Annotated in this window: 20 protein-coding genes and 3 pseudogenes; 11 read left to right on the plus strand and 12 right to left on the minus strand. The window is 62.9% G+C overall.

From position 1 onward, the window contains the following. Window positions 1–51 precede the first annotated feature (51 nt). On the plus strand, window positions 52–3,138 hold the full coding sequence (locus ACTHNR_RS14285) for a type VI secretion system Vgr family protein (protein ID WP_440548315.1): 3,087 nt from the start codon (window positions 52–54) through the stop codon (window positions 3,136–3,138). 137 nt (window positions 3,139–3,275) lie between these two features. After that, a complete protein-coding gene (locus tag ACTHNR_RS14290) occupies window positions 3,276–3,539 on the plus strand; it encodes a PAAR domain-containing protein (protein ID WP_440548316.1) in 264 nt (87 codons plus the stop codon). 73 nt (window positions 3,540–3,612) lie between these two features. Here the strand turns inward: ACTHNR_RS14290 and ACTHNR_RS14295 are convergent, their stop codons facing one another. From ACTHNR_RS14295 to ACTHNR_RS14320, 6 genes are all read right to left on the minus strand, one after another. Next, the gene (locus ACTHNR_RS14295) at window positions 3,613–4,311 is read right to left on the minus strand and encodes a phosphorylase (RefSeq protein ID WP_440548336.1); all 699 of its coding nucleotides are present in this window, start codon (window positions 4,309–4,311) and stop codon (window positions 3,613–3,615) included. Beyond that, a complete protein-coding gene (gene shc, locus ACTHNR_RS14300) occupies window positions 4,311–6,311 on the minus strand; it encodes a squalene--hopene cyclase (protein ID WP_440548317.1) in 2,001 nt (666 codons plus the stop codon). The genes ACTHNR_RS14295 and shc overlap by 1 nt, the downstream gene beginning before the upstream one ends. A gap of 50 nt (window positions 6,312–6,361) precedes the next feature. Continuing rightward, a complete protein-coding gene (hpnD, locus tag ACTHNR_RS14305; protein ID WP_440548318.1) occupies window positions 6,362–7,210 on the minus strand; it encodes a presqualene diphosphate synthase HpnD in 849 nt (282 codons plus the stop codon). Window positions 7,211–7,440: 230 nt separating this feature from the next. Then, window positions 7,441–8,382 (minus strand): sensor domain-containing diguanylate cyclase, encoded by a 942-nt coding sequence (locus ACTHNR_RS14310; protein ID WP_440548319.1) that lies wholly within the window; start codon window positions 8,380–8,382, stop codon window positions 7,441–7,443. Further along, on the minus strand, window positions 8,379–9,002 hold the full coding sequence (locus ACTHNR_RS14315) for a chemotaxis protein CheC (RefSeq protein ID WP_440548320.1): 624 nt from the start codon (window positions 9,000–9,002) through the stop codon (window positions 8,379–8,381). Before ACTHNR_RS14315 ends, ACTHNR_RS14310 begins: the two co-directional genes overlap by 4 nt. Further along, window positions 8,995–9,363: a response regulator gene (locus tag ACTHNR_RS14320; RefSeq protein ID WP_440548321.1), complete on the minus strand. Its 369-nt coding sequence runs from the start codon at window positions 9,361–9,363 to the stop codon at window positions 8,995–8,997. The genes ACTHNR_RS14315 and ACTHNR_RS14320 overlap by 8 nt, the downstream gene beginning before the upstream one ends. 506 nt (window positions 9,364–9,869) lie before the next feature. On the opposite strand from ACTHNR_RS14320, the gene ACTHNR_RS14325 reads away from it, so the two are divergent. Beyond that, on the plus strand, window positions 9,870–12,134 hold the full coding sequence (locus tag ACTHNR_RS14325; RefSeq protein WP_440548322.1) for an ATP-binding protein: 2,265 nt from the start codon (window positions 9,870–9,872) through the stop codon (window positions 12,132–12,134). A gap of 55 nt (window positions 12,135–12,189) precedes the next feature. After that, window positions 12,190–12,978, plus strand: a complete 789-nt coding sequence (locus tag ACTHNR_RS14330; RefSeq protein ID WP_440548323.1) for a hypothetical protein — start codon at window positions 12,190–12,192, stop codon at window positions 12,976–12,978. Between the two features lie 4 nt (window positions 12,979–12,982). On the opposite strand, the gene ACTHNR_RS14335 is transcribed toward ACTHNR_RS14330, so the two are convergent. After that, complete coding sequence (locus ACTHNR_RS14335; protein WP_440548324.1) at window positions 12,983–13,540, minus strand: NADPH-dependent FMN reductase; 558 nt, start codon at window positions 13,538–13,540, stop codon at window positions 12,983–12,985. Window positions 13,541–14,016: 476 nt separating this feature from the next. Next, entirely contained in the window at window positions 14,017–14,376 is a 360-nt protein-coding gene (gene arsC, locus ACTHNR_RS14340; protein ID WP_440548325.1) for an arsenate reductase (glutaredoxin), read from the minus strand. A gap of 748 nt (window positions 14,377–15,124) precedes the next feature. On the opposite strand from arsC, the gene parA reads away from it, so the two are divergent. The 3 genes and pseudogenes from parA to ACTHNR_RS14355 form a co-directional block, all read left to right on the plus strand. Continuing rightward, entirely contained in the window at window positions 15,125–15,787 is a 663-nt protein-coding gene (gene parA / locus ACTHNR_RS14345) for a ParA family partition ATPase (RefSeq protein ID WP_440548326.1), read from the plus strand. A gap of 25 nt (window positions 15,788–15,812) precedes the next feature. After that, window positions 15,813–15,948 (plus strand): annotated as a pseudogene (locus ACTHNR_RS14350) (ParB/RepB/Spo0J family partition protein); the annotation flags it as partial. 62 nt (window positions 15,949–16,010) lie between these two features. Next, window positions 16,011–16,871: pseudogene (locus ACTHNR_RS14355) on the plus strand (ParB/RepB/Spo0J family partition protein); the annotation flags it as partial. 38 nt (window positions 16,872–16,909) lie between these two features. Here the strand turns inward: ACTHNR_RS14355 and ACTHNR_RS14360 are convergent. After that, window positions 16,910–18,268 carry a replication initiation protein gene (locus ACTHNR_RS14360; RefSeq protein WP_440548327.1) on the minus strand — a complete coding sequence of 453 codons (1,359 nt, stop codon included), beginning with the start codon at window positions 18,266–18,268 and terminating at the stop codon, window positions 16,910–16,912. Window positions 18,269–20,205: 1,937 nt separating this feature from the next. On the opposite strand from ACTHNR_RS14360, the gene ACTHNR_RS14365 reads away from it, so the two are divergent. Then, entirely contained in the window at window positions 20,206–21,420 is a 1,215-nt protein-coding gene (locus ACTHNR_RS14365; protein ID WP_440548328.1) for a DNA-binding protein, read from the plus strand. A gap of 90 nt (window positions 21,421–21,510) precedes the next feature. Here ACTHNR_RS14365 and ACTHNR_RS14370 read toward each other — a convergent pair whose 3' ends face one another. Both ACTHNR_RS14370 and ACTHNR_RS14375 read right to left on the minus strand, forming a co-directional pair. Next, a complete protein-coding gene (locus tag ACTHNR_RS14370; protein ID WP_440548329.1) occupies window positions 21,511–21,885 on the minus strand; it encodes a DUF2471 family protein in 375 nt (124 codons plus the stop codon). A gap of 91 nt (window positions 21,886–21,976) precedes the next feature. Beyond that, a complete protein-coding gene (locus ACTHNR_RS14375) occupies window positions 21,977–22,591 on the minus strand; it encodes a helix-turn-helix domain-containing protein (protein ID WP_440548330.1) in 615 nt (204 codons plus the stop codon). A gap of 156 nt (window positions 22,592–22,747) precedes the next feature. Here ACTHNR_RS14375 and ACTHNR_RS14380 point away from each other — a divergent pair, with 156 nt between their 5' ends. Continuing rightward, window positions 22,748–23,947: a glycine C-acetyltransferase gene (locus tag ACTHNR_RS14380; protein WP_440548331.1), complete on the plus strand. Its 1,200-nt coding sequence runs from the start codon at window positions 22,748–22,750 to the stop codon at window positions 23,945–23,947. A gap of 10 nt (window positions 23,948–23,957) precedes the next feature. Beyond that, the gene (gene tdh, locus ACTHNR_RS14385) at window positions 23,958–24,986 is read left to right on the plus strand and encodes an L-threonine 3-dehydrogenase (protein ID WP_440548332.1); all 1,029 of its coding nucleotides are present in this window, start codon (window positions 23,958–23,960) and stop codon (window positions 24,984–24,986) included. Here the strand turns inward: tdh and ACTHNR_RS14390 are convergent. Then, complete coding sequence (locus ACTHNR_RS14390; RefSeq protein ID WP_440548333.1) at window positions 24,983–25,651, minus strand: YceI family protein; 669 nt, start codon at window positions 25,649–25,651, stop codon at window positions 24,983–24,985. The two genes, tdh and ACTHNR_RS14390, sit on opposite strands and share 4 nt — an antisense overlap. 89 nt (window positions 25,652–25,740) lie before the next feature. Here ACTHNR_RS14390 and ACTHNR_RS14395 point away from each other — a divergent pair. Next, a pseudogene (locus tag ACTHNR_RS14395) lies at window positions 25,741–25,880 on the plus strand (RNA-guided endonuclease InsQ/TnpB family protein); the annotation flags it as partial.

A 25,880-nucleotide genomic window follows, 5' to 3' on the forward strand; every position in this document is an offset into this window, starting at 1 on the left:
GCGCCTCCCTCGCGCTGCCCGCGATGCAGCCTGCTCTGAAAGGAATGGCGCATGAATTCCGACACGCTTTTCGACGCGCTTTATTACGGCGCGGCCCAACGCAATCGCCTGCTCAAGCTCGATACCCCGTTGGGCGACGATTGGCTCGCGCCGCTGCAAGTCAAAGGCACGGCGCGCCTCGGGCGCGATTACGAATTCATCGTCGATGCGGTGTCGATTCACGGCAATGAAATCAAGGTCGACGCGCTGATCGGGCAAGCGGTCACGTTGTGGCTCCAGCAGGCGGACGGCAACTATTTGCCGCATCACGGCTACGTGCACGCGTTCAGCCGATTGGGCACGGATGGATCGCTGACTTACTACCAGTTGCGATTTTCGTCGTGGATGTATTTTCTGCGGCTGCGGCGCGACATGCGCGATTGGCAGGAGCAAACGGGCGAGCAGATCGTCTCCGACGTGTTCGATCAGCACCCGCAGGCGCAGAACGCTTACCGGTTCGATTTGCGTCAGCCGATGCCGCGCTATTCGAATCGCGTGCAATGGGAATACGACTGGGATTTCGTTCATCGCAGCCTAGAGGAGGCGGGCGTATTCGGCCGCTTCGAGCAGGCCGACGACGGCAAATCCCACACGCTCGTGCTGATGGACGACGCGTACTTGATGCCTGAACTCGCTCCTAACCCGGTCGTGTTTCGCCGCGTCGGGTTGCGTGAGGAAGCCGACGGCCTTGCGCAATGGAAAGAGCAGCAGCAGATTCAAAGCGCCACGCTGACGACGCGCACGTTCGACTACAAGCGGCCCGATTTGCCCAAGGAGGTCACGAGCGCCATCGATGCGCAAACGGATATCCCCGCGCAGGGCGAAGTTTATGACTACACGGGCGCTTATACCTGGGGAGAGCGCGATCGCGGCGATCATCAAGCGAGCGTGCGTACCGAAGCATGGCAATCGCAGGCGAAGCGCTATCACGGCATCGGCAGTATGCGCTCGGCCAGCCCGGGCTATTGGTTCGCGCTGACGGGTCATCCCGTTCACGATAAAGAAGCAGAGCAAGACCGCGAATTCGCCATCCTCGCCACGACGTGGACCATCCGCAACAACCTGCCGGGCATGGACGGCGTGGCCGATTTTCCGGAGAGCTTGCAGGCCGAAGTCAAGCACGTGGCCGCCGCCAGCGTCGGGGGCGTGACGGTCAAGCACCCCGACGGCAGCGCCGGCTTTTTCCAAGTCGAAATCGAGGCGCAGCGGCGGCGTACGCCATTCCGCAGCCCGCTCGAGCATCGCAAGCCCGTCATGACGCTGCAGACGGGGATCATCGCGGGGCCGAACGATGAAGAGATCTACACCGATTCGTTGAACCGCGTGAAAGTGTGGTTCCCGTGGAATCGACGCAACGAGGGCGACGAAGGCGCGTCCGTTTGGGTGCGCGCCGCGTTTCCCGACGCCGGGAGCGACCGCGGCGGCCATTACCCGCTGCGCAAGGGTGACGAAGTGATCGTGGGCTTCATGGGCGGCGATTGCGACCGCCCTGTGATCTTGAGCCGCATGCACGGCGGCGCCACGCCGCCGACCTGGCATACGCATGGGCTGCTCTCGGGCTATCGGTCGAAGGAATACGCCGGCAGCGGGTTCAATCAACTTGTGATGGACGACGCCACGGGGCAGAACCGCGTTCACCTGTATTCGACGAGCGCCGACTCGCATCTGCACCTCGGTTACCTCGTCGATCACACGAACAATACGCGCGGCGCGTATCTCGGCAGCGGGTTCGATTTGAAGTCGAGCGCGTATGGCGCGATTCGCGCGGGGCAAGGGCTTTATGTCTCGACGTACGCGAAGTCGTCCGGTAGCCAACCGCTCGATGTGAGCGAATCGCAAACCCAGCTCATCAACGCCGAAAGCATCGTCGAAGCCCTTTCGCAAGCGAGCGAGCAGCACCAAGCGGAAAGCCTCAAGGACGGCTACGACGCGATGCGGGCCTATACGGACGCGACGCAAAAGAGCGTGGCGGGCTCGGTATCGAATTCGGGGCGCACCGCCGGTGGCGGCGCCGGCAACGCGAACGGATTCGATCAGCCTGTGTTGCTGTTCGGCAGCCCGGCGGGCATCGGCTTGTCGACGCAGCAATCGGTGCACGTATCGGCCACCGATCACGTGAATTTCGCGACGGGGCAGAGCATGCACGTCGCCGCGGGCAAGTCGTTGCTTGCGAGCGTGGGCGAGAAGCTGAGCTTGTTCGTGCAGAACGCCGGCATGAAGTTGTTTGCGGCGAAGGGCAAGGTCGAAGTTCAAGCGCAATCGGACAATATCGAGCTGACCGCACAAAAGGGCGTGAAGGTGGTCTCGACCACCGACTCGATCGAGATCGCCGCCGATCAAGGCATCGTGCTGACGAGCGGTGGCGCTTACATCAAGATCGCGGGCGGCAACATCGAGATACACGGCCCGGGCACGGTCGATGTGAAAGGCGCGCAACGGCTGTTCAACGGGCCGGCGAGCATGGGGTATCCGCTGCCCTCGTCGCGGCCCGATGCGCCGGGGCAACTCGAATTGTTTCACAAGTATGCGAATGCGGAAGCCGTCAAAGGCGGGGCGTTTTCCGTATTCGATTCGAACGGTGCGCTGCTCAATAAGGGGGCGCTCGATGCGAGCGGACATACGGTCGTGAGCGGGCTGCCTTCGGGTGTCGTGCAGGTCAAGCTTGGCGACGATCCGCGCCAGCAAGATCAAACGGCGAGCAAGTTCAAGACGCCGAAGTGGCCGGCGGACGATGAAGCCGGTGCGAACGGTGGCGAGGGCGGCGCGGACACGGCCGTCGCCGCGAGCGATCCGCTCGGGGCGATGATGCCGGCCGCGCAAAGCGCGGGCGGGATGGGAGGTCTGGCCGGCGCGGCGGGTACGGGCAACAGCGCGGGATTGCTGGGCTCGATCATGCCTTCGACCAAGAACGCGTCCTCGCTCATGGGCGCGGCGACGAGCAATGGAATCAGCTTCGCCGAACAAGCGATGGCGAAAGTGCTGCCCGCCGGCGCGCAAACGGCGCTTTCGCAGGCGAGCCAAGTAGGTGCGGCGGCGCCCACGATCGGCCATTTGGTACAGGGTGGGCTTGGAGGGCTTTCGGTGCCGAAGCTGGGGTAAGCGTGGGCGGAGATGAACGTTCGTCCGTCGCGCTTCAAACGCACGGATAGCACCGTGGGCACCCCGATCCTACGCCCGAATTCGAGATACGCGAGCTTCGTATAATCTAGCTCAGAACAATTCCGAGGTCGAAACAAATGAAGAACGTCATTCGCGTCGGCGATCCGACGAGCCACGGCGGCAAAGTCATCACGGGAGCGTCGAATTTCGACGTCGACGGCATTCCAGTCGCGTGTGTCGGCGATCAATGCACGTGTCCGATGAGCGGCCATGAAAACTGCGTCATCGTCGAGGGCGATTCGGAATTCGTCGTGGACGGTCGGGCCGTCGCGTTCGATGGTCACAAGACGAGCTGCGGGGCGGTGCTGCAATCGACGGCCCAAGGGTTCGGCGGAGCGTGAGGGCGCCGGCCCGACCCTATTGAAGCGCTATCGCAGGCCGACGAATCGTGCCTGCTGCAGTCGGTCCACAACCCTAAGCGGCGCTCATTGCGCCCGCGTTGTACAAGGCCTCGCGCGCGGCAACGAGCGAGGCGCGCGCGGCCTTCGCGTCGAACGCCAAGCGAATCATCGCCGGCAATTGGTTCGGCGCCCGCGCGAGTTCGCGCAGAATCGGCCCGAGCGCCGTGGTGCCGTCCTCGCGCAAGCCTGCCGTCGCAGCGGGCGGCAGCGTGCGCCAAGCCGGATCGACCACCGCACGGCAAACGGCGAACGGCAACGCACGCGCGACGGCCTGCGCAGCCGCAACGTGCGATTCCATATCTACCGCCAGCGCACCGGTCTTGCCGTGCAACGCGTCTTTCTGCGCCTGTGTAACGACCGGCGCGGCCACGGCCGCGAGGGTGCCGCATTCGATGCGCGCGTCAGGCAACGCGGCGCGCAATGCGGCGATCATCCGGTCCTTCCAAGCAGAATCGGTGAGCACGCGGCCCAGCGGTCCGTCGATTGCATCGGCCACGATCAGCGCCCCCGGCGGCAAATCCGGCGCGAGCCCCCCCGCGGTGCCGAAGCTCATCACGCCCGAAGCGCCTTTCGCCAATGCTTGGGTCAACGCCCGTTCGAGCCGATCCGTGCGCGCGGCATAGACCACCTCGATCCCAGGCGCACTAGCGATGCGCGCCTCGAATGCCATGCCGGTCACGACGACGAGCGGCAAAGCCGCGCTGCGCACCATCACATGCCGACCGTTACGCGCACGCGGCCATCGCGCTTGAGGTTGCGATACCGCGCCAGCGCCCACAGCGGGAAGAACTTGCGATAACCGTGATAACGCAGGTAGAAGACACGCGGGAAACCGGTGGCGGTAAACCGCGTTTCATCCCACAAACCATGTTCGCGCTGCGTGCCGACGAGGTAAGCAATGCCGCGCTCGACGGCCGGGTGATCGACGACGCCCGCGGCCATCAGCCCCATCAGCGCCCAGGCCGTTTGCGATGCGGTGCTCGCGGCCGGCTCGTATCCGCGGTAGTCGAGCTTGTAGCTCGTGCCGTCCTCGCCCCAGCCGCCGTCGTCGTTCTGAATCGAAATCAGCCACTGCGCGGCGCGCTTGATTCGTGCGTCGTCGTGCGCGATGCCGGCCGCATTCAACGCGCAAAGCGCCGTCCAGGTACCGTACACGTAGTTCATGCCCCAGCGGCCGTACCAGCTGCCGTCGTCTTCCTGCTCGGCTAGTAGATAGTCATAGGCGCGGCGCGCCGGTTCGCTGTTGCCCGGCAGTTCGCCCAATTGCGCCAGCATGGACAGGCATCGTCCCGACACGTCGGCCGTGGGCGGATCGAGCAATGCGCCATGATCCGAAAACGGAATGTTGTTCAAGTAGTACTGCGTGTTTTCCGGTTCGAATGCGCCCCAGCCGCCGTCGCTGCTTTGCATGCCTACGATCCACTCTCTGGCTCGCGCGATCGCTTCCCGGTCGACGTTCGAACCCGTCAAGTCGGCCGCGCGATGCATGGCCATCGCCACCACGGCCGTATCGTCGACGTCCGGGTAGTGGGGGTTCGCGTATTGAAACGCCCATCCGCCCGGACACACGTGCGCTCGGCGCGAGATCCAATCGCCGCGCACGTCGAGCACCTGCAGCGGACGCAACCACTGCAATCCATGCAGCGCCGCTTCCCGCGCGCTCGGCGTGCCGGCTTCGAGCAGCGCGTGCGCGACGAGCGAGGTATCCCAAACCGGCGACAAGCACGGCTGGCAATAGGCTTCCTCCTCGCCGACGACAAGCAGCTTGTCGATCGACGCACGAGCAATCGCACGATTCGGATAGCCGGGCCCGTGGCCCAGCGCGTCGTACATCATCACGGCGTTCGCCATGGCGGGGAAAATCGCGCCGAGTCCATCCTCGCCGTTCAGCCGCTCGTCGACGAACGCCACCGCGGCTGCAATCGCGCGCTCGCGCGTCTTCTTCGGAAACCAACCGTCGACGGCCCGCAGCACCGTATCGACGACACGAAAGAATCCGAACCAGCCGCGGCTCTGATGACCGGCGCGCGGCAGCAAGCCCGTCGCCGACGGATCGCCGAGAAACAGTTCGTCGATGCGAACACCGAGCGGGTTCTTCGCGACGGGCCGCCGTGCGTTGAGTACGAGCAGCGGCACGATCACCGTGCGCGCCCAGTACGACACCTTCGAGAGATGGAACGGAAACCACTGCGGGAGCAGCGTGATTTCCACGGGCATCATCGGCACCGCGCTCCAAGGCACGATGCCGAACAACGCGAGCATGATGCGCGTGAACACGTTCACGGCCTCCGCGCCGCCCGCGCCCAAAATCGCCGCGCGAGCCCGCTGCATGTGCTCGGCGTCCTCGCGCTCGCCCGCCATCTTCAACGCGAAGTAGGCCTTCACGCTTGCGCTGACGTCCATGGCGCCGTCGGTGAAGAGCGGCCAGCCGCCCTCGGCCAGCTGAATGCGGCGCAAGTAGCGGACGATTTTGCGCTCGAGCGCGACGTTCGGCGTTTCGCCGAGGTAGTGCACGAGCAAGATGTACTCGGCGGGAATCGTCGCATCCGCTTCGAGTTCATAGACCCAATGCCCGTCGGGGCGCTGATCGGCCAGAATGGCGTCGGTCGCGCGCGCGATGGACGCATCGAGCGCGGCGCGCGTCTCGACGGCGCCGGCGAGCGTCGAACTCGAAGCCGCCATGACGGCGGAAGGGGCGGAAATATCGTTCATCGACATCTAAACAAAGGTTGAAGGACGAAGCGCAACGCTCGATCGCACGCTCAAAAGAGCGCGTAGCGCGCAACGATCCACAGCAGCCGCAAACGCGGCTTGGCCACGCTCGTGCGCGGCAGATCGAAGCCGCGCTCGAGCGTACGTTCGAGCAGCACCCGGTAGACGCCCGACATGATGCGAGGCGCGCGCACGGCCTTGCGCGGCGCCGCGTCCATGATCGCATCGGCCTTGGCGAAGTGGGCCAGCGCACGCTCGGCCAGCGTGGCGCACACGCGCGGCAACGACGGGTCGTCGGCGATCGCGATTGGATTCGTGGCGGCGATGCCTTCGCGGGCAAGCAGCTCGTACGGCAAGTAGCAGCGGTTGATCGCGGCGTCCTCGTCGATGTCGCGCAAAATATTGGTCAGTTGCAGCGCCCGGCCGAGGTGGTGAGACAGTTCATGCCCGGCGTCCTCACTCATCCCGAAAACCCTCACCGACAGCCGGCCGGCGGCGCTCGCGACCCGATCGCAGTAGAGATCGAGCGTGGCTTCGTCGGGTGCGCAGATATCGGCGGCGGCGTCCATGGCCATGCCGTCGATCATGGCGTGAAAGTCTTCCCGACGCAGGTCGAACGTACGGATCTCGCGCGTCAGCGCGGTCAGAGCCGGACGCGGCTGGCCGTCGTAGCAGGCGTCGATGTCGACGCGCCAGCGCTCGAGCGCGGCGCTGCGCTCGGCGCGCGGCGCGTCGCTATCGGCGATATCGTCCACGGCGCGGCAAAACGCGTAGATCTGAAACATCGCGTCGCGCTGCGCGGCGGGCAAGATGCGCATCGCGAGATAGAACGAACTGCCCGACGTGACGGTTGCGGCGTCGGGCGCTGATTCGTCCACGACGAGATTGGAAACGGCCAAGGCGAACTCCGCTGTGGCGCCCCTGCAGGGCGAATGAGAACCGATGCTTTTTGCGGCGTGCCGCTCGCGCGTGAGTCGCGCGAACCGCCGCGCTTCGCTTGTTCGATCGGCGGTGCGGCGCGCCGGCAAGGGAGCCGGAAACGGCCAAAAGTATACCAACGTTTCATCGCGCACCGCGGCGGCGGGCCAGGCGCACGTCTTCACGGCGCGCGCGAGCGGGAAAGTCGCGATCAGGCGAGCGCGACGGAGCGGTTGCGCCCTTGCCGTTTCGCGCTGTAGAGCGCGGCGTCGGCTTCGTTGATGAGCACTTCGTAGGTGGGCAGGCCCGGGCGCGCCGCCGCGCCGCCCACGCTGGCCGTGACGGGCACGCGCACGCCTTCGGCTTCGACGGGCGTGTCGCCGATCGTCATGCGAATCTTCTCGGCGACGAGCATCGCATCGGCAAGCGGCGTACACGGCAGCAGCAACGCGAACTCCTCTCCGCCGAATCGTCCGAAGGTATCTTGAACGCGCACGGCGTCGGCCACGCGTTGCGCCATGACGCGCAGCACCGTATCGCCGACGGCGTGTCCGAAGCGATCGTTGATGTCCTTGAAGTGATCGAGATCGAACAGCAGGACGGACATTTCCCCGCCGTAGCGCTGCCAGCGCAGAAATTCGTCGCGCAGCCGCGCTTCGAAGAAACGCCGGTTCGCGATGCCGGTGAGGCCGTCGCGATTCGCGTATTCCTGCAGCTTTTCGACGGCTTCTTCCCGTTCGCGCTGCACCACACTGACGTGCGTGACATCGGAAATCGTCACGCAGACGGCTTCGACTTCACGGCCCCGCGTAAGCGGCATGAACGTGCAATCTTGCTGCATGAAGTCGACGCCGCCCGTGATCGGCCGGTCATGGTCGAACCTGAACAGGTAGGGGCGCTGCTCCCACGAGCTGAACGCGAAGCTGCCAAGCTGGAAGACGCTTTCGACCTTGCGGGAAAGCCAAACGCGCGGCAGCTCGGGAAAACTGTCGAAAATCGACTTGCCCACCACGTCTTCGGCCGGCTTTCCGCTGTGGTCCTGCATGAACCGGTTCCACATCAGCACCTTCATGTTGCGGTCGAGCACGAAAATGCCGAAGCCGACGCGTTCGATCACCAAGTCGCTGAGCGTTTGCTCCATCTCGTCGTTCATAGGCTGGACAGTAGCGCGTCGAGCGCATCGTTCATCCGACGAATCGACTCCTCCGCCATCAACATGACGAGGTGCGCACGGAACGTCTGGTCTTCCAGCGCGAAATTCACTTCGAGCAGCAACGCCGTCTTCCACGCGAGCACGTCGGATTGAAAGACATCCTCGAGCGAAATTTTTTCGCCGAGCAAGCCCGGGGGCGAAAAAATCGGCGTGCGGTCGAGTTGGTTCAGAATGCACGATACGCAAGCGCCCGTCAGGACGTTGGCGACGTCGAACATGAGTTCGGACTGGCTCACCGAATCGTATGCCGAATGCACGTACGGATCGTTGACGAGCGAGCACAGGGCGCCCGCCTCGCTGCTGCGGCAGATGACGAGCGCTTCGCCTTTGATGTCGGAGCGAAAGCCTTGCCGCACGGCCGTGACGCTTTCGTCGATGCCCGTCATCTCGCGCAGCGTCCGCGCCGCATCCTCGGCCCGCACGACGCGCACGCGCGGCACGGACAGCTCGATGAAGGTATCGAGCAGCCGTGCGAGCCGCGTGGCCGCCTGCCCCATCGCCAAATTGGCGATTTCCTGCAAGGCGTCGCGCTGCTCTTCGGTGAACACGTTCTCACGCATACAACCCGTACTCCTTGAGGATGGGCAATATCGCCTCTGGGGTCACGGGCTTGGCGACGAAAGCAGCGGCGCCGAGGGCGCGTACACGCTCCTGCGCCAGCGGCTGCACGTCGGCCGACACGACGATCACGAACGTATTCAAGTCCTCGTGCTGGAGCGCTTCGAGGACCTGATAGCCGGTCAAATCCGGCATCGTCAGGTCGAGAAACATCACCGAGGCCTTGCCCGCGCGGTAAAGTGCGAGCGCCTCGTGGCCGTTCGACGCGTATGCGATGTCGACGTCCCAGTCGGCCGGCAAGGCTTTCGTCAGCACCTTACGGGCAAGCAGGGAATCGTCGGCGATCACAATCGGCAAAGGCATGGCAGGCGTGACGTAAAAATCGAAAGCGGTCTATATCGCGTTAACGGCGGCTCGGGAGCCTTTCTTTAACGTGTGCGGAGGTGTCGCCGGAGGAAATCGGCGCAAGGCGGCCCCTTCCCCGTAGGCGCCGACGGTGCGAACGCGCGGCTCGCGTAAGAGCGGCGGATATTCGCGCTTGGGCAGGCGCTCGATACACCGGGCGCATCATGTGTTCTTAGAAATAATGCGAAATTCTCGGAGCAAACCTGCGGAAAATCAACACTCCAATATCAAGATCGGTCGATCAAGTCCGATCATTTGTGCCGTATGAAGAAAGAAACGCCAACTATTTGACAGTTCATGCGTGGATTTTTCTTTTGTGTACGTTTGCGCTTCCGATTTCGTCGCTGTTTTAGGGCGAACGTTCGGACGCGTGCCGCGACAGGCCAGGCAAGCAAAAGGCCCGTCTCGGACCAAGTCGCTTATGATGTTTGAACGGCAACCGCCCTATTGGACCGATAACGAATATGACCCGCCGACGGCTCGATGACTCGACGAAGAACGCCTTGCCCGACGATTGGCAAGACGACTCGCCGGCGCCGGCTATGCCCGAGCCCGATTTCGCCGTAAGGCGCGTGACGCTCATCGTCCTGCTAGCCGCCGCGGTTGTTCTGCCGGGCGTCTATGCGGCCGTCGTCGCGTATTCCGATTTCCGCGCGCGCGTGGCGACGGCCACCGATGCAACCGTCCGAACGGTGCGCATCGCGCAGGAGCACGCGCTCAAAGTCTTCGACTTGAACGAAACGCTCGACGCGCGCGTCGACGACCTCGTGCGCGGCCTGGACAACAACGCCATACGGGCCCGCGAATTCGACATCCACAACAAGCTGCAGAGCATCGGCGGCGGCTATCCGCAAGTGGCGTCGGTCTCGATCTTCGGCCCCGAAGGCGTGCTGCTGGCCAATAGCCGCTACTATCCGGCGCCGCACGCTTCGATCGCCGCGCGCGACGACTTCGTCGGAATTCGCGGCGGACGGATCCTCGAGCACGTGTCGAAAGTCATGGTTTGGCATGCCGGCAGCGGCGAGGCCGTCTTCAATACGGGCATCGCCCGACGCGACGCCAAAGGGGCGTTTGCCGGGCTCGTGTCGGTCGCGTTGCGGCGTTCGTATTTCGAGTCGTTCTATCGTGAACTGCTGGGCGAGGAGCGAGGCGCGATGACGATGCTGCTCACGCGCACCGACGGCGCCGTGCTCGCTGCCTATCCGCCGCGCCCCGAGTCCGCCGTGGTGGCCCCGCAGCTTACCCAAGCGTTGGCGGCGGGCAACCACTCGGGCGTGCTTCGCATTGCAGCCGACGAGGGCAAGGGCGCGGGCCACGAAGAGCGCATCCTCGCTTATCGCCAAGTCGGCTCGTATCCCGTCTTCGTCTCGTGCGCGTACAGCGTATCGGCAATCTGGACGGCCTGGTACCGGCGGGCGCTGATCTTCGCCGCGTCGATTTTCACGCCGTCGATCGTGCTTTGGATCGTGCTCGCATTGTCTCTGAAGCGGCTTGCCGCGGAAAAGCAAGCGTGGGAGCGCTGGCAAGCCGAGGCTTCGATGCGCCGTTCGATCGAATCGGCCTACCGCCAATCGCGCAAGATGGAAGCGCTCGGCAATCTCGTCGGCACCGTCGCCCATGACTTCAATAATCTGCTGACGATTGTTGCCACGAACGTCCAGATCGCGCGCCGGCGCGGCGCGGCGACCCTGGAGCGCGAACTCGGCGCGATCGAGCGGGCCCTGAAGAGCGGCCAATCGCTCACGCGGCAATTGCTCGGCGTGGCGCGCAAGCAGCCGCTGCGCAACGAGACCATCGATCTATCGCGCTGGATGGCGGCCTGCAGAGAGCTGCTGCGCGCGTCGCTCGGGGCGAAGGCCGCGCTCGTCGTCGACATCGGCCGCGACATCTGGCCAATCGAAGTGGATAGCGCCGAACTGGAACTCGCGCTCATCAATATTGCCGTCAACGCGCGCGATGCGATGCCGAGCGGTGGCCAGTTCACGGTCCGCGCGACGAACGTGCGGCTGGAACGGGAGGGCGGCTTCGCCCTGACTGGCGAATTCGTGCAGATCTCGCTGGAAGACACCGGTGCGGGCATGCCGCCGGACGTGCTGGCCCACGCGTTCGAACCGCTCTTCACGACAAAGCCGAAAGGCATGGGAACCGGCCTCGGGCTGCCGCAGGTTTTCGCCTTTTGCGATCGATCCGGGGGGCTCGCGACGATCGACAGCAAGCCGGGCGCCGGCACGTCCGTGCGTCTTTACCTGCCGCGCGCCGACGAGGCGCCCGCCACGGCCCCGCAAGCCCCCCAGCAGGCCGCCGATGCGGACGCGCCGGGCAGCTTGCACGTGCTGCTGGTGGAGGACAACGACGAAGTGGCGGCCGGCACCGAGGCCCTCCTGCGCCTGATGGGCCACCGCGTCACGTGCGCGTTCAACGCCGACGCCGCTTTGCATGTGCTCGCCGACGCATTGTCTCGACCCGACGATCCCTTCGACGTGCTGATCTCGGATATCCACATGCCGGGCGCCGCCAACGGGATCGACCTCGCGGAGGCCGTGCAAGCGCTTGCGGCTCCGCTTCCCGTCATCCTCATGACGGGGTACGCGCAAGAGCTCGAGCGTGCGCGGAATGTCAACGTGCGCGTGCTGTCAAAACCTTTCGATATCGCCTTGCTCGAAACGATGCTTCAGACCATTGCACGTGAACGCGAAGGACGCGTGCACGCGCACGGCAAGGCGACTTGAACGGCGCGGCGCGAATTTTGCGTGCCGTTTCGCGACAAGCCTCGAGGAGGTCAGCATGCAGCACACCGTCATTGCGTTTTTCGATACCTATCCGCAAGCCGAAGCCGCACGCGATGCGCTTGTCGCGGCAGGCATCGCCTACGGCGATGTGACGCTCAAGGCCCGTTGCGAGCCAACCTATGCGAGCGACGCGACGTCGGCGTCGGCGTCCGCGTCCGCGAGTGCCTACGAGCGCACCGCCAACGAGGGGCTGCTCGCCAGCATCGAACGGTTCTTCGAATCGCTGTTCGTCTCCGCGCCGCCCGAGCGTGAAGCCGCGCGTTACGCGGAGGCTGTGCGGCGTGGCGCAGTGATGGTTTGCGTCGACGCACCGACCGATGCCCTGGCGCAGGTCACGCGCACGACGCTGGAGGGCATGGGCCCGCTCGATGTCGAGGAACGCGCGGCCACATGGCGCGCGCCTGCCGATGAGGCCACGCGCGCGCATTCGGCGCTCGAGGAATTAGGGCTTCGAACGAGCGTGCCGGCTCAGCCGGTTCGGCACGGTACCGTGCACACCTACGCCCGGGACAGCGTCGACACTCCGGTGGTCCCAAGCGTGGGAGAGGCGGCCACCGAGCCGCCCCGCGTGGCCGCTACCACCGAGGCGGCGGCGACCGCCGTGGCCGCAGGCTCGGCGCCGGGCATGGGGGCGGTGTTCACGGCGGGCCGAGGCAATGCGCAGCCCGGACCTGACAGCGCCCCGAGCACGCCCCCTCGGACGACCCCTTCGCCCCTTCCCGACGAATACCTGCAGGACGAAGAAGTCTATCGTGGCGACGATTCAGGCGCCGGTCGCAGATAAGCGGTCACTTGGCATGCGTGTGACGCTTCACCCAAGCCTCGAAACGTTGAACGAACGTCGTCAGGAACTTGCGTGAGTCTTCACTGGCGATGCCGCCGCCGGCATCGAAGAACGAATCGGTGTGCTTGATGAATATCTCGGGCTGACCGAGCGTGGGTACGTCCAGATACGCCAGGACGTTGCGCAGGTGCTGCTGGGCCAGCGCCGTACCGGCCGCCCCGAGCGAGATCCCGCATACGGCCGCCGGCTTGTCCTTCCACGAGTTGGACCCCCACGGCCGCGAACCCCAATCGAGCGCGTTTTTAAGGACGCCCGGCATCGACCGGTTGTACTCCGGCGTGACGAAGAGCAAGCCGCTCGCGGCCTCGATGCGCGCTTTCATCTGCTTCGCCGATTCCGGGTAGTTCGCGTCGTAGTCTTGGCTGTACAGCGGCAGCGAGCCGATATCGAGGAAATCGAACTCGAATTCGCTGCTCGCGAGCTTCACCAGTGCATGAGCAAGCTGCTTATTGAATGACTCGCGCCGCAAGCTGCCAACGACCACTTCAATTTTGTAAGCCATGCTGCTGCTCCTCCAAGTTGAGACGCGTTTATGCCGAAACGTGTCGATTCGGCTCGGCCTTCCATCATAGCCGCCTGCTCCGTGCCACGTTTCGCCGCAACGGCCAATTTTTCGCGCAACCCACTAAACGCCCGGCTGGCTGGGCGTTCGGGCCTGCCTTTCCACAAACTTTTCCACAGAATCTGTGGATAACTCCTCGATATGCCGTCGCGCTTACGAATCGTCACATCCGTGTCCGTTCGATGACGCACACGGCGCGGTGTTGTTGGTCTGGACTCCGTTCGAGACGGCCGCACCCTGGTCTATCGACGCCATTCGCACGTTCCGCGGCTCACCCGGGCGGTTCTTTCTTTAATTCGAAATATAATTACTATTCGAATACTTGAACTTTTTGCGTGAATTTGCATGCGTTCTCACTGCGCCGTGATAGCGGCGGATGCGATGAGCCGGATCACAATGAGCTATTCGAACCGCGCCTACTTGAACAGCACTTCGATATTTTCCGGTGGCCGTCCGATCACCGCGCGGCCGTCGCGGACAACAATCGGGCGCTGAAGCAATATCGGATGTGCGGCAATGGCTTTGTACAGTTGGTCGTCGCTCAGCGACACGTCGGCGAGACCGAGTTCCTTGAAGGGCGTTTCGTTCTCGCGAATCATGTCCCTGACTGATCCGCCCAGCATCTGGTGCAATGCCTTGAGGTCATCGATGGATGGCGGCTCCTTCAGATACTCGATCACTTTGACGGTCTCTCCCGAACGGTTCAAGCGATCGTCGATGAGCTCGCATGCGCCTCGTGATTTCGAGCAGCGGGGGTTATGGTAGACGGTGATCATGGTCGCTTCGATTGGCTGTGGGGACATCATTTTACGGCGTTCGTGCCGCGGGCTCGGTCGAGCAGCCGGGTGAGCCGTCGAAGCAGCAGAGCGTGCGTAGGCGCGTCGTTGCCGCGTGCGCTCGAATAGGGTTCAGCCGTACCGGCTTGGGCGCCGGTTGTGGAAATCGCTCCAAAAACGGGCCCGGAAGGCTGACAATTGATGACCCCGCCCAATCTGAAAAAGTGAGGGGCCGTGGGGCTTCAGCGACTTTATGCGCATAAAGCAACCGCCGGCACAACCGCTCCGGTCTCGTCGAAACAGCCTCGACACCTCCGGTACCCGCATCGCTGCGTCGCGCCCATGAACCTGCAAACATCGCTTCACCCCGTCCACGACGTTGCGACGCGCATTCCATCGTTCACCTTCGTTACACCGCATCCTTTTCCCCATCGACACTCTTCAGCATTGCTGGACCGTCCGGCGACACGCCGCGCCGAGGCTTGTTCTCTCGTGACTCTCCTGCCACTCATCGGAGAAAACGGAGAGCACGACCCGACGCGCAGTACACGTCGATGGCTTCAGTCAGGTCGGTCGCCCTTCGCAACCCCCTCTGTACTCAGCGTATGACCTCAATGGCGGGGCTTTATGCGCATAAACCTTGTCCGGTCGGCCAACGTTTGGCTAATTCGTGGCTATACAGCGACGAAAACATTGAAATTAAAAATCTTCACGGTAAAATTCGTCGATCTGTTAAGGAGCGAAAAAATTGGCAGCGGAAATCGTCGCGGTAACTCAACAGAAGGGCGGGGTAGGCAAAAGCACGATTGCCATGCATCTTGGCGCGGCTTTTCATGAAAAGGGCAAACGTGTCCTGGTAGTCGATGCGGATGGGCAAAACACCTTGGTGCACTGGTCCAGCGCTTCCGCCGACGGGGATTCCGGCATTCCGTTCCCAGTCGTTAATCTCTCCGAAGCCGGCGGCCAAATCCACCGGGAGATCAAGAAGTTCATCGGGGACTACGACATCATCGTCGTCGACTGCCCGCCTTCGATCACAGAGAAGGTATCCGGCGTCGTACTGCTCGCCGCATCCATCGCTGTTATTCCGACTTCATCATCGCCCGCCGACTACTGGTCCAGCGTCGGATTGGTCAAGCTCGTTCAACAAGCGCAGGTCATGAACGAAGACCTCCGCGCGGTGTTCTTACTGAACAAGACGGAAGAGAAGCGGATGCTCACGCGAGAACTCAAGCGCGCGCTCGAAGACCTCGGCTTCCCGCTGCTCAAGACACAAATTCCAACCCGCGAAGCCTATAAGCAGGCAATGGCGCTCGGCCAGACCGTACTGCAAATGAGCGACCGGGGCGCAAAGTTGGCCGCAGCCGAAATCCGTGCTTGCGCCGACGAACTCGCCGCCATGCTCCCCTGACTTTATGCGCATAAAGGACACCCCAATGAAACCCTCCCAGTTTGCGAAAGGCTTCCAAGCGCGCCCCGACACGACCAGCAGCGAGAAACGCACCGCACTCGATCGACTCAACGCGATCGACGATCTCGTGAAGAGCGACGCGAAGCCTGCGTCGAAACCCGGCTCCGCGCGTCCCGAATCCGTCCTCCACGCCGTTCCCTCCACCGCCGAAACCCATGTCAATGAATCGGCGGAGTATCGCGCGTGGCGCCTCGAGAACAATTACCAGGCCGGCCAGGTGATCGATCTCGATCTCAAGGCCATCAAACCGAGCCCGTTCAACCCGCGGCATTTCTATCTGAAAACGTCGATCGCCGAGTTAGCCGTGAATTTGGCGAAGCAAGGGCAACAGCAAGCGATCCACGTCATTCCCGACTACGCCAACCCGGGCTCGTACTTCGTGAGCGATGGCGGACGCCGCGTTCGCGCCTTGAAGGAGGCGAACAAGGAAACGGTGAAGGCTGTCGTCGTCGATCTTCCCATCGGGATCGAGAGCTACAAGCTTGGGTACGACCTCAACGTTCAACGCGATTCGCAGACCGTTTTCGACAATGCCGTCGTCTGGCGGCGCTTCCTCGATGAGCAGCACTTTCAAAGTCAACGAGATCTAGCCGAACATCTCGGGCTCGACGAATCTACGGTTGCCGTCGCACTGTCGTTGGCAAAACTGCCCGAGACGATCATGCAGGAAATGGTCGCACGGCCCGATCGCTTCGGCTCGAACATGGCCTATCAAGTGGGCCGTTATCATTCGGCGCGCGGGATCGAGGCTACGCTGCGCTTGATCAACCGCATCGTCTCGGACGATCTGAGCACGCGTCAGGTGGCCGATATCGTCAAGGGCCGCGCCAATCCCCAGGAGAGCGTCAAGCCGCCGATGCGGCAGCGGTATGCCCAGCGTATGGAAATCAAACTCGACGGCATCGCCGTGGGCGACTTGAAATCGTATGGGGACGATCGGCTCGAGTTGAGGTTGCGAGGCTTATCGCGCGAGAAGCGCGACGAAATTTTGAGGCAGATCGAACAAATGTTGCAGTCGAGCTAAGTGCACGAGAGTCGGGGCGTTGCCCCGACCGGGCGGTCTCAAGCCGCCCGCGACTGACTGAGCGTGAAGGCCAGCAGATCCCCATCGGTCGGCGCACCCCAGGTCTCGTGCGCCAGCCAATCGAAGAACGTCGTTTCAATGAGCTTCGAATCCAAACCGCGGCGACGCCAATCGTCGCGCAGGTGAGCGCCAAGCTTCGGCAGCATCTCCTTCTCGAACGATTGCCGAGCGAGCCCCTGTTCGTCCTCACCTTGCTCCTCGTACAGGGCCCGCGCCTCTCTGCGGCGGTAGGCGCCATACTCGTCGAGCAACCGCGCCTTCAATTCGTCGGCCGGCACGGCCCCCGACACCGACTTGACGGTGCCTGCAGCCGGCTGCTCGACCATCTCCACCGGCGGCGCATAGCCCTTCTTGAGCGCATCCTTGAACAACGCCGGCGCGCTGCGGACAGGCGGCAGCGACGTGCTGCGCATGCGCTGCTCCGTCATTTGCAGCGCGGCGCGGATGCGATTCTCCTCGCTATCGGCATAGAGCGTCTGCGCTTCCTTCAACGGAATGCCGATTTTGACCATGCGGTCGACGAGCGTGCTGTCGAACACATTCGGATGCTCGTCGAGCGCCAGCATCGGCTGCTTACGCTCGGTCACGCGGAATTGGATCTCGGCCACGCGACGGCCTTCCCGGTGCTCGATCAGTTCGACGAAGATGTTCGTCACGGCATTCACTTCCGCGATCGCGGGCCGCAGATAATCGCGCTTGAAGTATTTGTATTCGCGCTTGGCCTCGTCACCCGCCTCGGTGTCCGGCGTACCGGATAGGATCGGACGCCACCAGGCCCACGACTCGCGCATGGTGAGGTGGCTCGGGTTGGTCAGGTAGCGAACGCAGATTTCGTACAGCGCCAGGCCCGCGCTGCTGCGCAGCTGGCTTTGAAACTGCAGACTCAGCCGCGCGTACTGAACGGGGTCAAGCAGTTTCTTTTTGATCTTCGGCGCGAAGGAGAACTCGACCCACACCCGCCGCGTGGCCGGATCTTCGAGGATTTCGGCGTCGGCAATGAGCGTCGAAATGCCCCATTTGCGTCCGGGCTTTTGGCTCGACGTGCCTTGACTCCATTCGACCTGCACGGACACCATCCGCCGCAGGTGCTCCTTCACGAGCGCCGTATCGTTGGAGTCGAACGCGGAGTTGGCGACGATGTCCGACAGCAACGCACGATAGGTATCGCCGGCCTCGTCGGCCTGCTGCGCGACGGCCAGCAGAACGTTGAACAGCTTTCGCGTCAGGAGCGTGATTTTACCGCTCTTGGGCTGGATCGCGATTGCTTCGACAGCCTTTCGCAATTCAGCGGAGCTCGGACTCACCACATCGGTTTTCTTCGCGCGCTTTGTTGCCATGCGTCGGTCGGGAAGGAAATTTCCCGACAGGATACAGAGTGTGGTGATGGGCGTCTACAACGACGCTCTCACCCTTTCCGGTGAATCAGCGTCTGCGACGGCGGCTCACCTGCTTCGCCTCCCGCAAAGGCTCACCGCGCGGCGACGACGATAGCGCGTCGGGGCGGTTGCCGGGCGAGGCATCGGCAGAAAAGGTCCATGGCTCGGGCAAATCGATTGCCGGTTCGAGCCTTCCCGTATTCGCTCACCACACCGGCTGTCGCGATTTTGCGACGACCGTTTTCGCACACCTAGGGGCCAGCGCAGTCGCCGCGCATTTACCGCAGTCGCGCACATTAATCGGCAACGAGCGCGTGCAGCGCTCGCCGGCCATCTGGCTTCCTCCGAGCGACCCTTGAGCATCGACCAGCACACGTTAGCCCGGTCAAGCGCCACGCAGGCCTTTTCACTCATCAACCGTAGCCGGATGCCGTCCGCATTCCTTGCCTGCGCGGGCAGACCCGCTAGTCGGAATCTCCGCGCAACACCCCATTCGTGAACTCACGCCCGTCCCCCGCCGCACGAATGGCGGCGCTCTCCCGAAAAGGCTCACCATCGTCCCGCCGACGAGCCAGTCCGCATGGGGGATGCCTTGATTTTGCGAGTTTTTCCTTGACCAAGGTGTCCCGCAAAGGCTCACCTTAAGCTATTTGGCGGGAGCAGGAACGCTCTTCCGGCTTGCTTCGCCAGTACTCCCGCAAACACTCACCTCGAGGGCGCCGGCAACAGATTCCTCAACTGCCTCCGATACTTAGCGCTGCCCCGCCACTCAAAGCGATAGCGCAAACACGCCTCCCGCATTGCCTCACCATGGAGAACAACCTCGATCGTATGGCGCTGCCACGAGTCGCTCGGCTGCCCCCGAAAAGGCTCACCTCAGCACTTACAAAGCGGCCGCGGGGCCCCTATATCCGCCCAATGAAATACGGCTCTGCGGGAAAGTGACAGCTAACTTCGCGCGGAAGTCCTCTCGCAGCGCGCATTTCGGTCCCGAAAAAGCTCACCCACGAACCCAGGTGCGGCGCGGCTTTGCCGCGAAAATCACCACACAAGGGGCCCCGGAAAGGCTCACCATTGGCATTCGAAGCCCGCGTCCCCCGGCCTTGCTTCCTCGGAACGAGCCTTCCGCGGTCCCCGTTGCGGCTCCCGAGAAGGCTCACCTTTGGGCGAAATCGCCCATAAAACGCCGGGGTCTTCCCGAAAAACCTCACTTGTCATGCCTCCCGGCTCCCGCGATGCCTCACCGAGCCTCAGAAACCCCCCGTCAAGACGACGAAATCGAAGTTTTTCGATCGTCCCGCAAAGCCTCACCTTTGGTGCGGGACAGGGAGATCGACCCACCCCGGTATACCGGGCTCCAGGCCGTGGCGGCCCCCGAAAAACCTCACCCTCGTGAAAGGCTGCACAATCGTCACTTCCTGAATCCCCTCACAATCCTTCCCGATAGTCCTCACGGGTATCCCCGAACCCCTTCACGGCTGCGTCCTGTCAAGGCTCACCTCACCTCCCGCAAACCTTCACTCAATCGCGCCGAAAGCCTTGTCCAGTAAGGATCTGCCGTGGCGTTAACGTTTTTAACAAGGGTTCAAGGGTGTTTACATCAATGACTCTCAAGGAAAACGTCCGTGTGCTTGGAAATACGCCGCACTTGAAAAGCGGTTCCGTCCCGTGAAACAACGCCGGAGAACGCATAAAAGCGGGAAAACAGATAGAATTCAATGACTTATATTTCATTTCTCGCTTTGTTTCACGAAACAAGCCGCTAGGCCTGCTGGCAAAAGGGTTTGGACATCGGTCATACGCGTCCGCTGCCTATCTCGCGCATCGCACGTCACTGCTTGTATCATTTGATACGTGATCCGTTATTATTACTACGTTTCAACTGAACCGCCCGGCCCATGACCCTCGATGAAGAAAGAGACGCGATCCGCAGCGAGCTCGAATCGCTACGTGCAACCGGCGCGCACCGCCGAGAACTGTCGCTACACGCCTGCAAGCGGCTTTTCTTCGATCTCGGCATTCGCCCATCGGCTGCTGCGGTCCGCGAGCTGACGCAAACGGGCAGCGCCAGCGACATCCCGAAGGATATCGATCATTTCTGGGAGCGCATTCGCGACGCGTCGCGCGTACGGATCGGAGGCGGCGCCATTCCTCCGGCGCTTGAGGAAAAAGCGGGCGAACTGCTCGGGACGTTGTTCGAGCACGCGATGGCGCAAGCCAAGCAGACGCTCGAGGGCGAGCGTGCGCAAGCATTCGGCGCGCTCGACGAGGCAACGAGCGCGCTGCGCGAAGCACAAATACGTCGAGAGGCGGCACACGACGCCTGGCAGCGCAGTGAAGCACGCGCCGAGGCCGCGCTTGCTCGCGTGCGCGAACTCGAAGCGCAGATCAGCGCGTCGGCCGCGATTCGGGCCAGCGGCGATGAGGTGCTGCAGGCCACCGTGGCTCGGCTCGAAGCGGAGAAAACGCGGCTCGAGCAGCGGCTCGAGAGCGAGCAGGTAACGAACGCCGCGCTGCGCGAACGCATCGACGGGCTGCATCAAGAGCTGCGGCAAAGTACCGAGCACTACGCCACGCAAATCAAAGATGCGATCGCCGAAGCGGAACGCCGCGTGAAGCCGATGCTCGTCGAACTCGATTCGTTACGCAGCATGGCCAGTACCTATCAGTCGGGCATCCGCGACGCGAGCCGCAAGGAGTTCGACTTCATTCAGCAGTTGAGCGCCGCAAAAGGACGCGGCGATCGCCTGGAAGCGCAGGTGCGCGAGCAATCCGACGAAATCGACGCCCTGACCCGGGAGCTTGCCGATGTGAAATCGCGCGGCGCGCTCTCGCCGGAACTCTCCGCCTTGGTCCGGTCATGGGCCGAAAGCGGACGATTCGCCGATTCCGACTTCATCGCGCTCGGCAACACGCTCGACAGCCATCTCGATCTGCCCGGGCATTGCCCGAAATGCACCGATGGCGAACCGGAATTGTCGCGCGCCGACGATGGCTACGAGCTGTCATGTCCCGAATGCGATCACAGTTCGGGCGTCAAACGCTCGCGACTCGAGGCGATCGCGCGTTTCCTGAATTCGGCGCGATCGGATTCGAACGGAATAAGTGCTTGATTCCCCGGTGAATCCCCCTATCTCGGGCGTCAGAGGTGAGGTTGTTCGGGATCCGGAAGGTGAGGTGTTTCGGGAGCGTTCATGGACGCCTCACCAGCTCGAGCGAGGCTGTGCCTGGCTCTGCTGGCGGGCTGCATCCGGCGCGTGCGGCGTTTGGGCATCTTCGTAAGCGGCGACGGCGAAGGCGAACGCCGCCGGCAGCGCATTCGATTTGCCGAACGTGGCCGGATCGTCCGTCTCGGGATACGTCATGTCTTCAGGACGTTTGAAAAGCTCGAGCACATCGCTATCGTGACGGCTGGCGAAACCGAGATCCGCCAGGGCTTCCGCTTCGATCGCGTGCAGCAGCCGCCACGTCAGCGGCACGCCTTGTACGACATAGCGCGAAGCAATATGACGGACGATGTGTTCAAGGTCGCGCGCCGCGGCCTGAAAGCGCAGCGCGGCAAGATCAAGTTCGTTCAAGGCCGCTCTCCGGATATCGAGATACTGTGTAAATATACAGTACTTCGGCAGGGCCGCCAAACCTGACCGACAGGCGCGACGATAGAAGCGGCTAGCCGTGTATCACGATCAGCAGCGCTTTGGCGTCACCCTTGCCGGCGTTGCGGATCGCATGCGGCACGTCCGCTTGGTAGCGCGCGGTTTCCCCCACTTTGAGGCGCTTCGATTCTCCGTCGGCCTCGATTTCGATCGAACCGTTCAACACCGTCATATGCTCGCGCGTGCCCGGTTCGTGGGCGTTCGACACGAGGGCTCCGCCTGGCTGCAGGGTGAGCTCATACCACTCGAATTTGCCGGCCAACTCGATTGGCCCCCACACGCGCAGCTGATATTTCGCGTCGTGCCCGTCCAGCGTCGGAATCTCATGAGGCCCGGCCACATCGATCGTCTCGTGCATGCGCTGCGCGGCGAACAACTGGTCGAGGCTCACGCCCAGCGCGTTCGTCAGCCGCCAGGCGACGGCGATCGTCGGGTTGGCCTTGTCGCGCTCGATTTCGGAGAGCATCGATTTCGACACGCCCGCGGCGCGCGACAGATCGTCGAGCGTGAGCTTGCGTTCCATGCGCAGCCGCTGAATCTGCTCGCCCACGCGCGGGGGCGCCATCACGGACGAAGCGGGCGCGGGAACGGAAGAAGGCGCGGGGCGCCGAGTGGCGGAGCTTGCCATTTGAGTTTCGATCGCTTAAAGTTGTTCGCTATATCGAACTTTGGTTCGGAAAACTGGATTTGTTCGACAGAATCGGACAACCGACTATAACAGCAATAGATGGCCGCTCGGTCGGTACACGGCTCGAGCGGCGCCCTTCCCGTCAGGAGCGAACCGATGCGCGATACCTATCTCGCCCACTTGCGCGGCACGATCGATCAGATTCGTGCCGATGGCTTTTACAAAACCGAACGCGTGATCGCGAGCCCTCAGTCCGCCGATGTGCATCTAGCCAGCGGCGAGGATGTGCTCAATTTCTGCGCGAACAACTATCTCGGTCTGGCCAACGACGCGCGCTTGATCGAGGCCGCCAAAGAGGGGCTGGACAAGGACGGCTTCGGCATGGCGTCGGTGCGCTTCATTTGCGGCACGCAAACCGTGCACAAGGAACTCGAGCGCGAATTGTCCGCGTTTCTCGGCACCGAGGACTGCATTCTTTATTCGAGCTGCTTCGATGCGAATGGCGGCTTGTTCGAAACGTTGACCGAGGAAGCCGACGCCATCATCAGCGACGAGCTCAACCACGCGAGCATCATCGACGGCGTTCGTCTGTCGAAAGCCAAGCGCTATCGCTACAAGAACAACGACCTCGCCGACCTCGAAACGAAGCTGCGCGAAGCCGACGCCGCGGGCGCGCGCTTCAAGCTCATCGCGACCGACGGCGTGTTTTCCATGGACGGCATCATCGCCAATCTCTCCGGCATCTGCGATCTGGCCGATCGCTACGGCGCTTTGGTCATGGTCGACGATTCGCACGCGGTCGGCTTCATCGGCGAGCACGGTCGCGGCACACCCGAATTTTGCGGCGTCGAAGGGCGCATCGACATTCTTACGGGCACGCTCGGCAAGGCGCTCGGCGGCGCCTCTGGCGGCTACGTCGCGGCGCGGCGCGAAGTCGTCGAACTGCTGCGTCAACGCTCGCGTCCCTATCTGTTCTCGAACACGCTCACGCCCAGCATCGCCGCGGCGTCGCTCAAGGTGCTGGAATTGCTCAAAAGCGACGAAGGCGATCGCCTGCGCCGGCGCGTGCGCGCCAACGGTGAGCATTTTCGGGAGGCGATGAGCGCGGCCGGGTTCGCGCTCGTGCCGGGGCAGCATCCGATCATTCCCGTCATGCTCGGCGATGCATCGGTGGCTTCGCGCATGGCCGACGCGCTGTTGAAGGAAGGCGTGTACGTGATCGGTTTTTCGTATCCGGTGGTGCCCAAGGGACGCGCGCGGATTCGCACGCAGATGAGCGCCGCGCACACGTCCGAGCAGATCGATCGCGCCGTCGATGCGTTCACGCGCGTCGGCCGCACGTTGGGCATCGTTTGAGGAGACGTCGATGAAAGCACTCGCAAAACTCGAACGCGCGCCGGGCCTCACCCTGACGCAAGTGAAAAAACCCGAAGTGGGGCACAACGACGTCATGATCCGCATCAAGCGGACGGCGATTTGCGGCACCGACATCCATATTTGGAAGTGGGACGACTGGGCGCAAAAGACGATCCCCGTGCCGATGCACGTGGGGCACGAGTATGTCGGCGAAATCGTCGAAATGGGTCAGGAAGTGCGCGGATTCGCGATAGGCGACCGCGTATCGGGCGAAGGCCACATCACGTGCGGCTTCTGCCGAAACTGCCGCGCGGGGCGGCGCCACCTGTGCCGCAACACGGTGGGCGTGGGCGTCAATCGCGAAGGCGCTTTCGCCGAATATCTCGTGATTCCCGCGTTCAACGCATTCAAGATCCCCGACGAGATTTCCGACGACCTCGCAGCGATCTTCGACCCGTTCGGCAATGCGACGCACACGGCGCTATCGTTCAACTTGGTGGGCGAGGACGTGCTGATCACCGGCGCCGGACCCATCGGCATCATGGCCGTGGCGATCGCGCGGCATGTCGGTGCGCGCAACATCGTGATCACCGACGTCAACGAATACCGGCTGGAACTTGCCCGCAAGATGGGGGCGACGCGCGCGGTCAACATCGCGAAGCAGACGCTCGCCGAGGTCATGAGCGAACTGCATATGACCGAAGGCTTCGACGTGGGGCTCGAAATGTCCGGCGTGCCGAGCGCCTTCACCGGCATGCTCGAAGCGATGAACCACGGCGGCAAGGTTGCGTTGCTCGGCATCCCGCCCGCCCAGACCGCGATCGATTGGAATCAGGTGATCTTCAAGGGGCTAGAGATCAAGGGCATCTATGGGCGCGAGATGTTCGAGACCTGGTACAAGATGGTGGCGATGCTGCAAAGCGGCCTCGACCTCTCGCCGATCCTCACGCACCACTTCCCCGTCGATGACTACGAGAAGGCTTTCGCGACGATGCTCTCGGGCGAAAGCGGCAAAGTCATCTTGGACTGGACGGCTTAATCCGGTTCGGCCTCGCGCTTTTCGAACTCCGCTTCGATGCGCACGTGGACATCGTTGCCGACGGCGGGATACCACGTGCCCAATCCGAATTGAGCGCGGCCGAACGTTCCCTGCGCCGAAAACCCGAGCGTGTCGGCCTTCGTCAACGGGTTGCGGCCATAGCCGTTGAACGTCACGTCGAGCGTCACGGGGCGCGTGACGTTGCGGATCGTCAATGCGCCTTCGAGCTTGCCTTGCGCGGGCCCCGTTCGGATGAAACGTTCGCCGGAAAAATGAATGGCCGGGTAGGTTTGCACGTCGAACATGTCCGGCCCCTTGACCATTTTGTCGAGCAACGGGATCTTCGTGTCGACGCTCGCGGCATCGATCGTCACATCGACTGCGCTGGCTTCGAGGCCTCCCTTCTTCCAATCTAGCGCGCCGCGTGCGCGGTCGAAACGCATCACGAAGCGCGAGTATTTCAAGTGCTCGACGTCGAACGTGATGCTCCAATGATCGGCATCCATCGAATAGCGGCCGACGGGGACTTGCGCTTCGTCGGCCGAGACCGTCTGCGTCACGACGCGCAGCGGCGTACATGCCGATATCGACAATGCGCCCACTGCAATTGCCGTCGCGGTCAGTAATGCACGGGCGGTCGCGGCCCGTTTCTCCAAACACTTCATCCGATTTTGCTCCGAGAAACCTCGGACTTTAGTCCGAGGAGGTAAGGAGCGCCGCCGCAAGGCGGCATTCCCGAGTTAGCATTCGCGACATGGTCTTGGTCTACCGCTATCGCGTGAAATCTCTCAACGGTTTGCTCAACCGGCAAAGCCGGGCGGTGAACTATGTCTGGAACTTCTGCAACGACACGCAGAAGCATGCGCTCAAGTGGGGCAAGAGATGGCCCAGCGG

Origin of the sequence: Trinickia sp. (genome assembly GCF_051954495.1) — a bacterium.
GTDB lineage: Bacteria > Pseudomonadota > Gammaproteobacteria > Burkholderiales > Burkholderiaceae > Trinickia.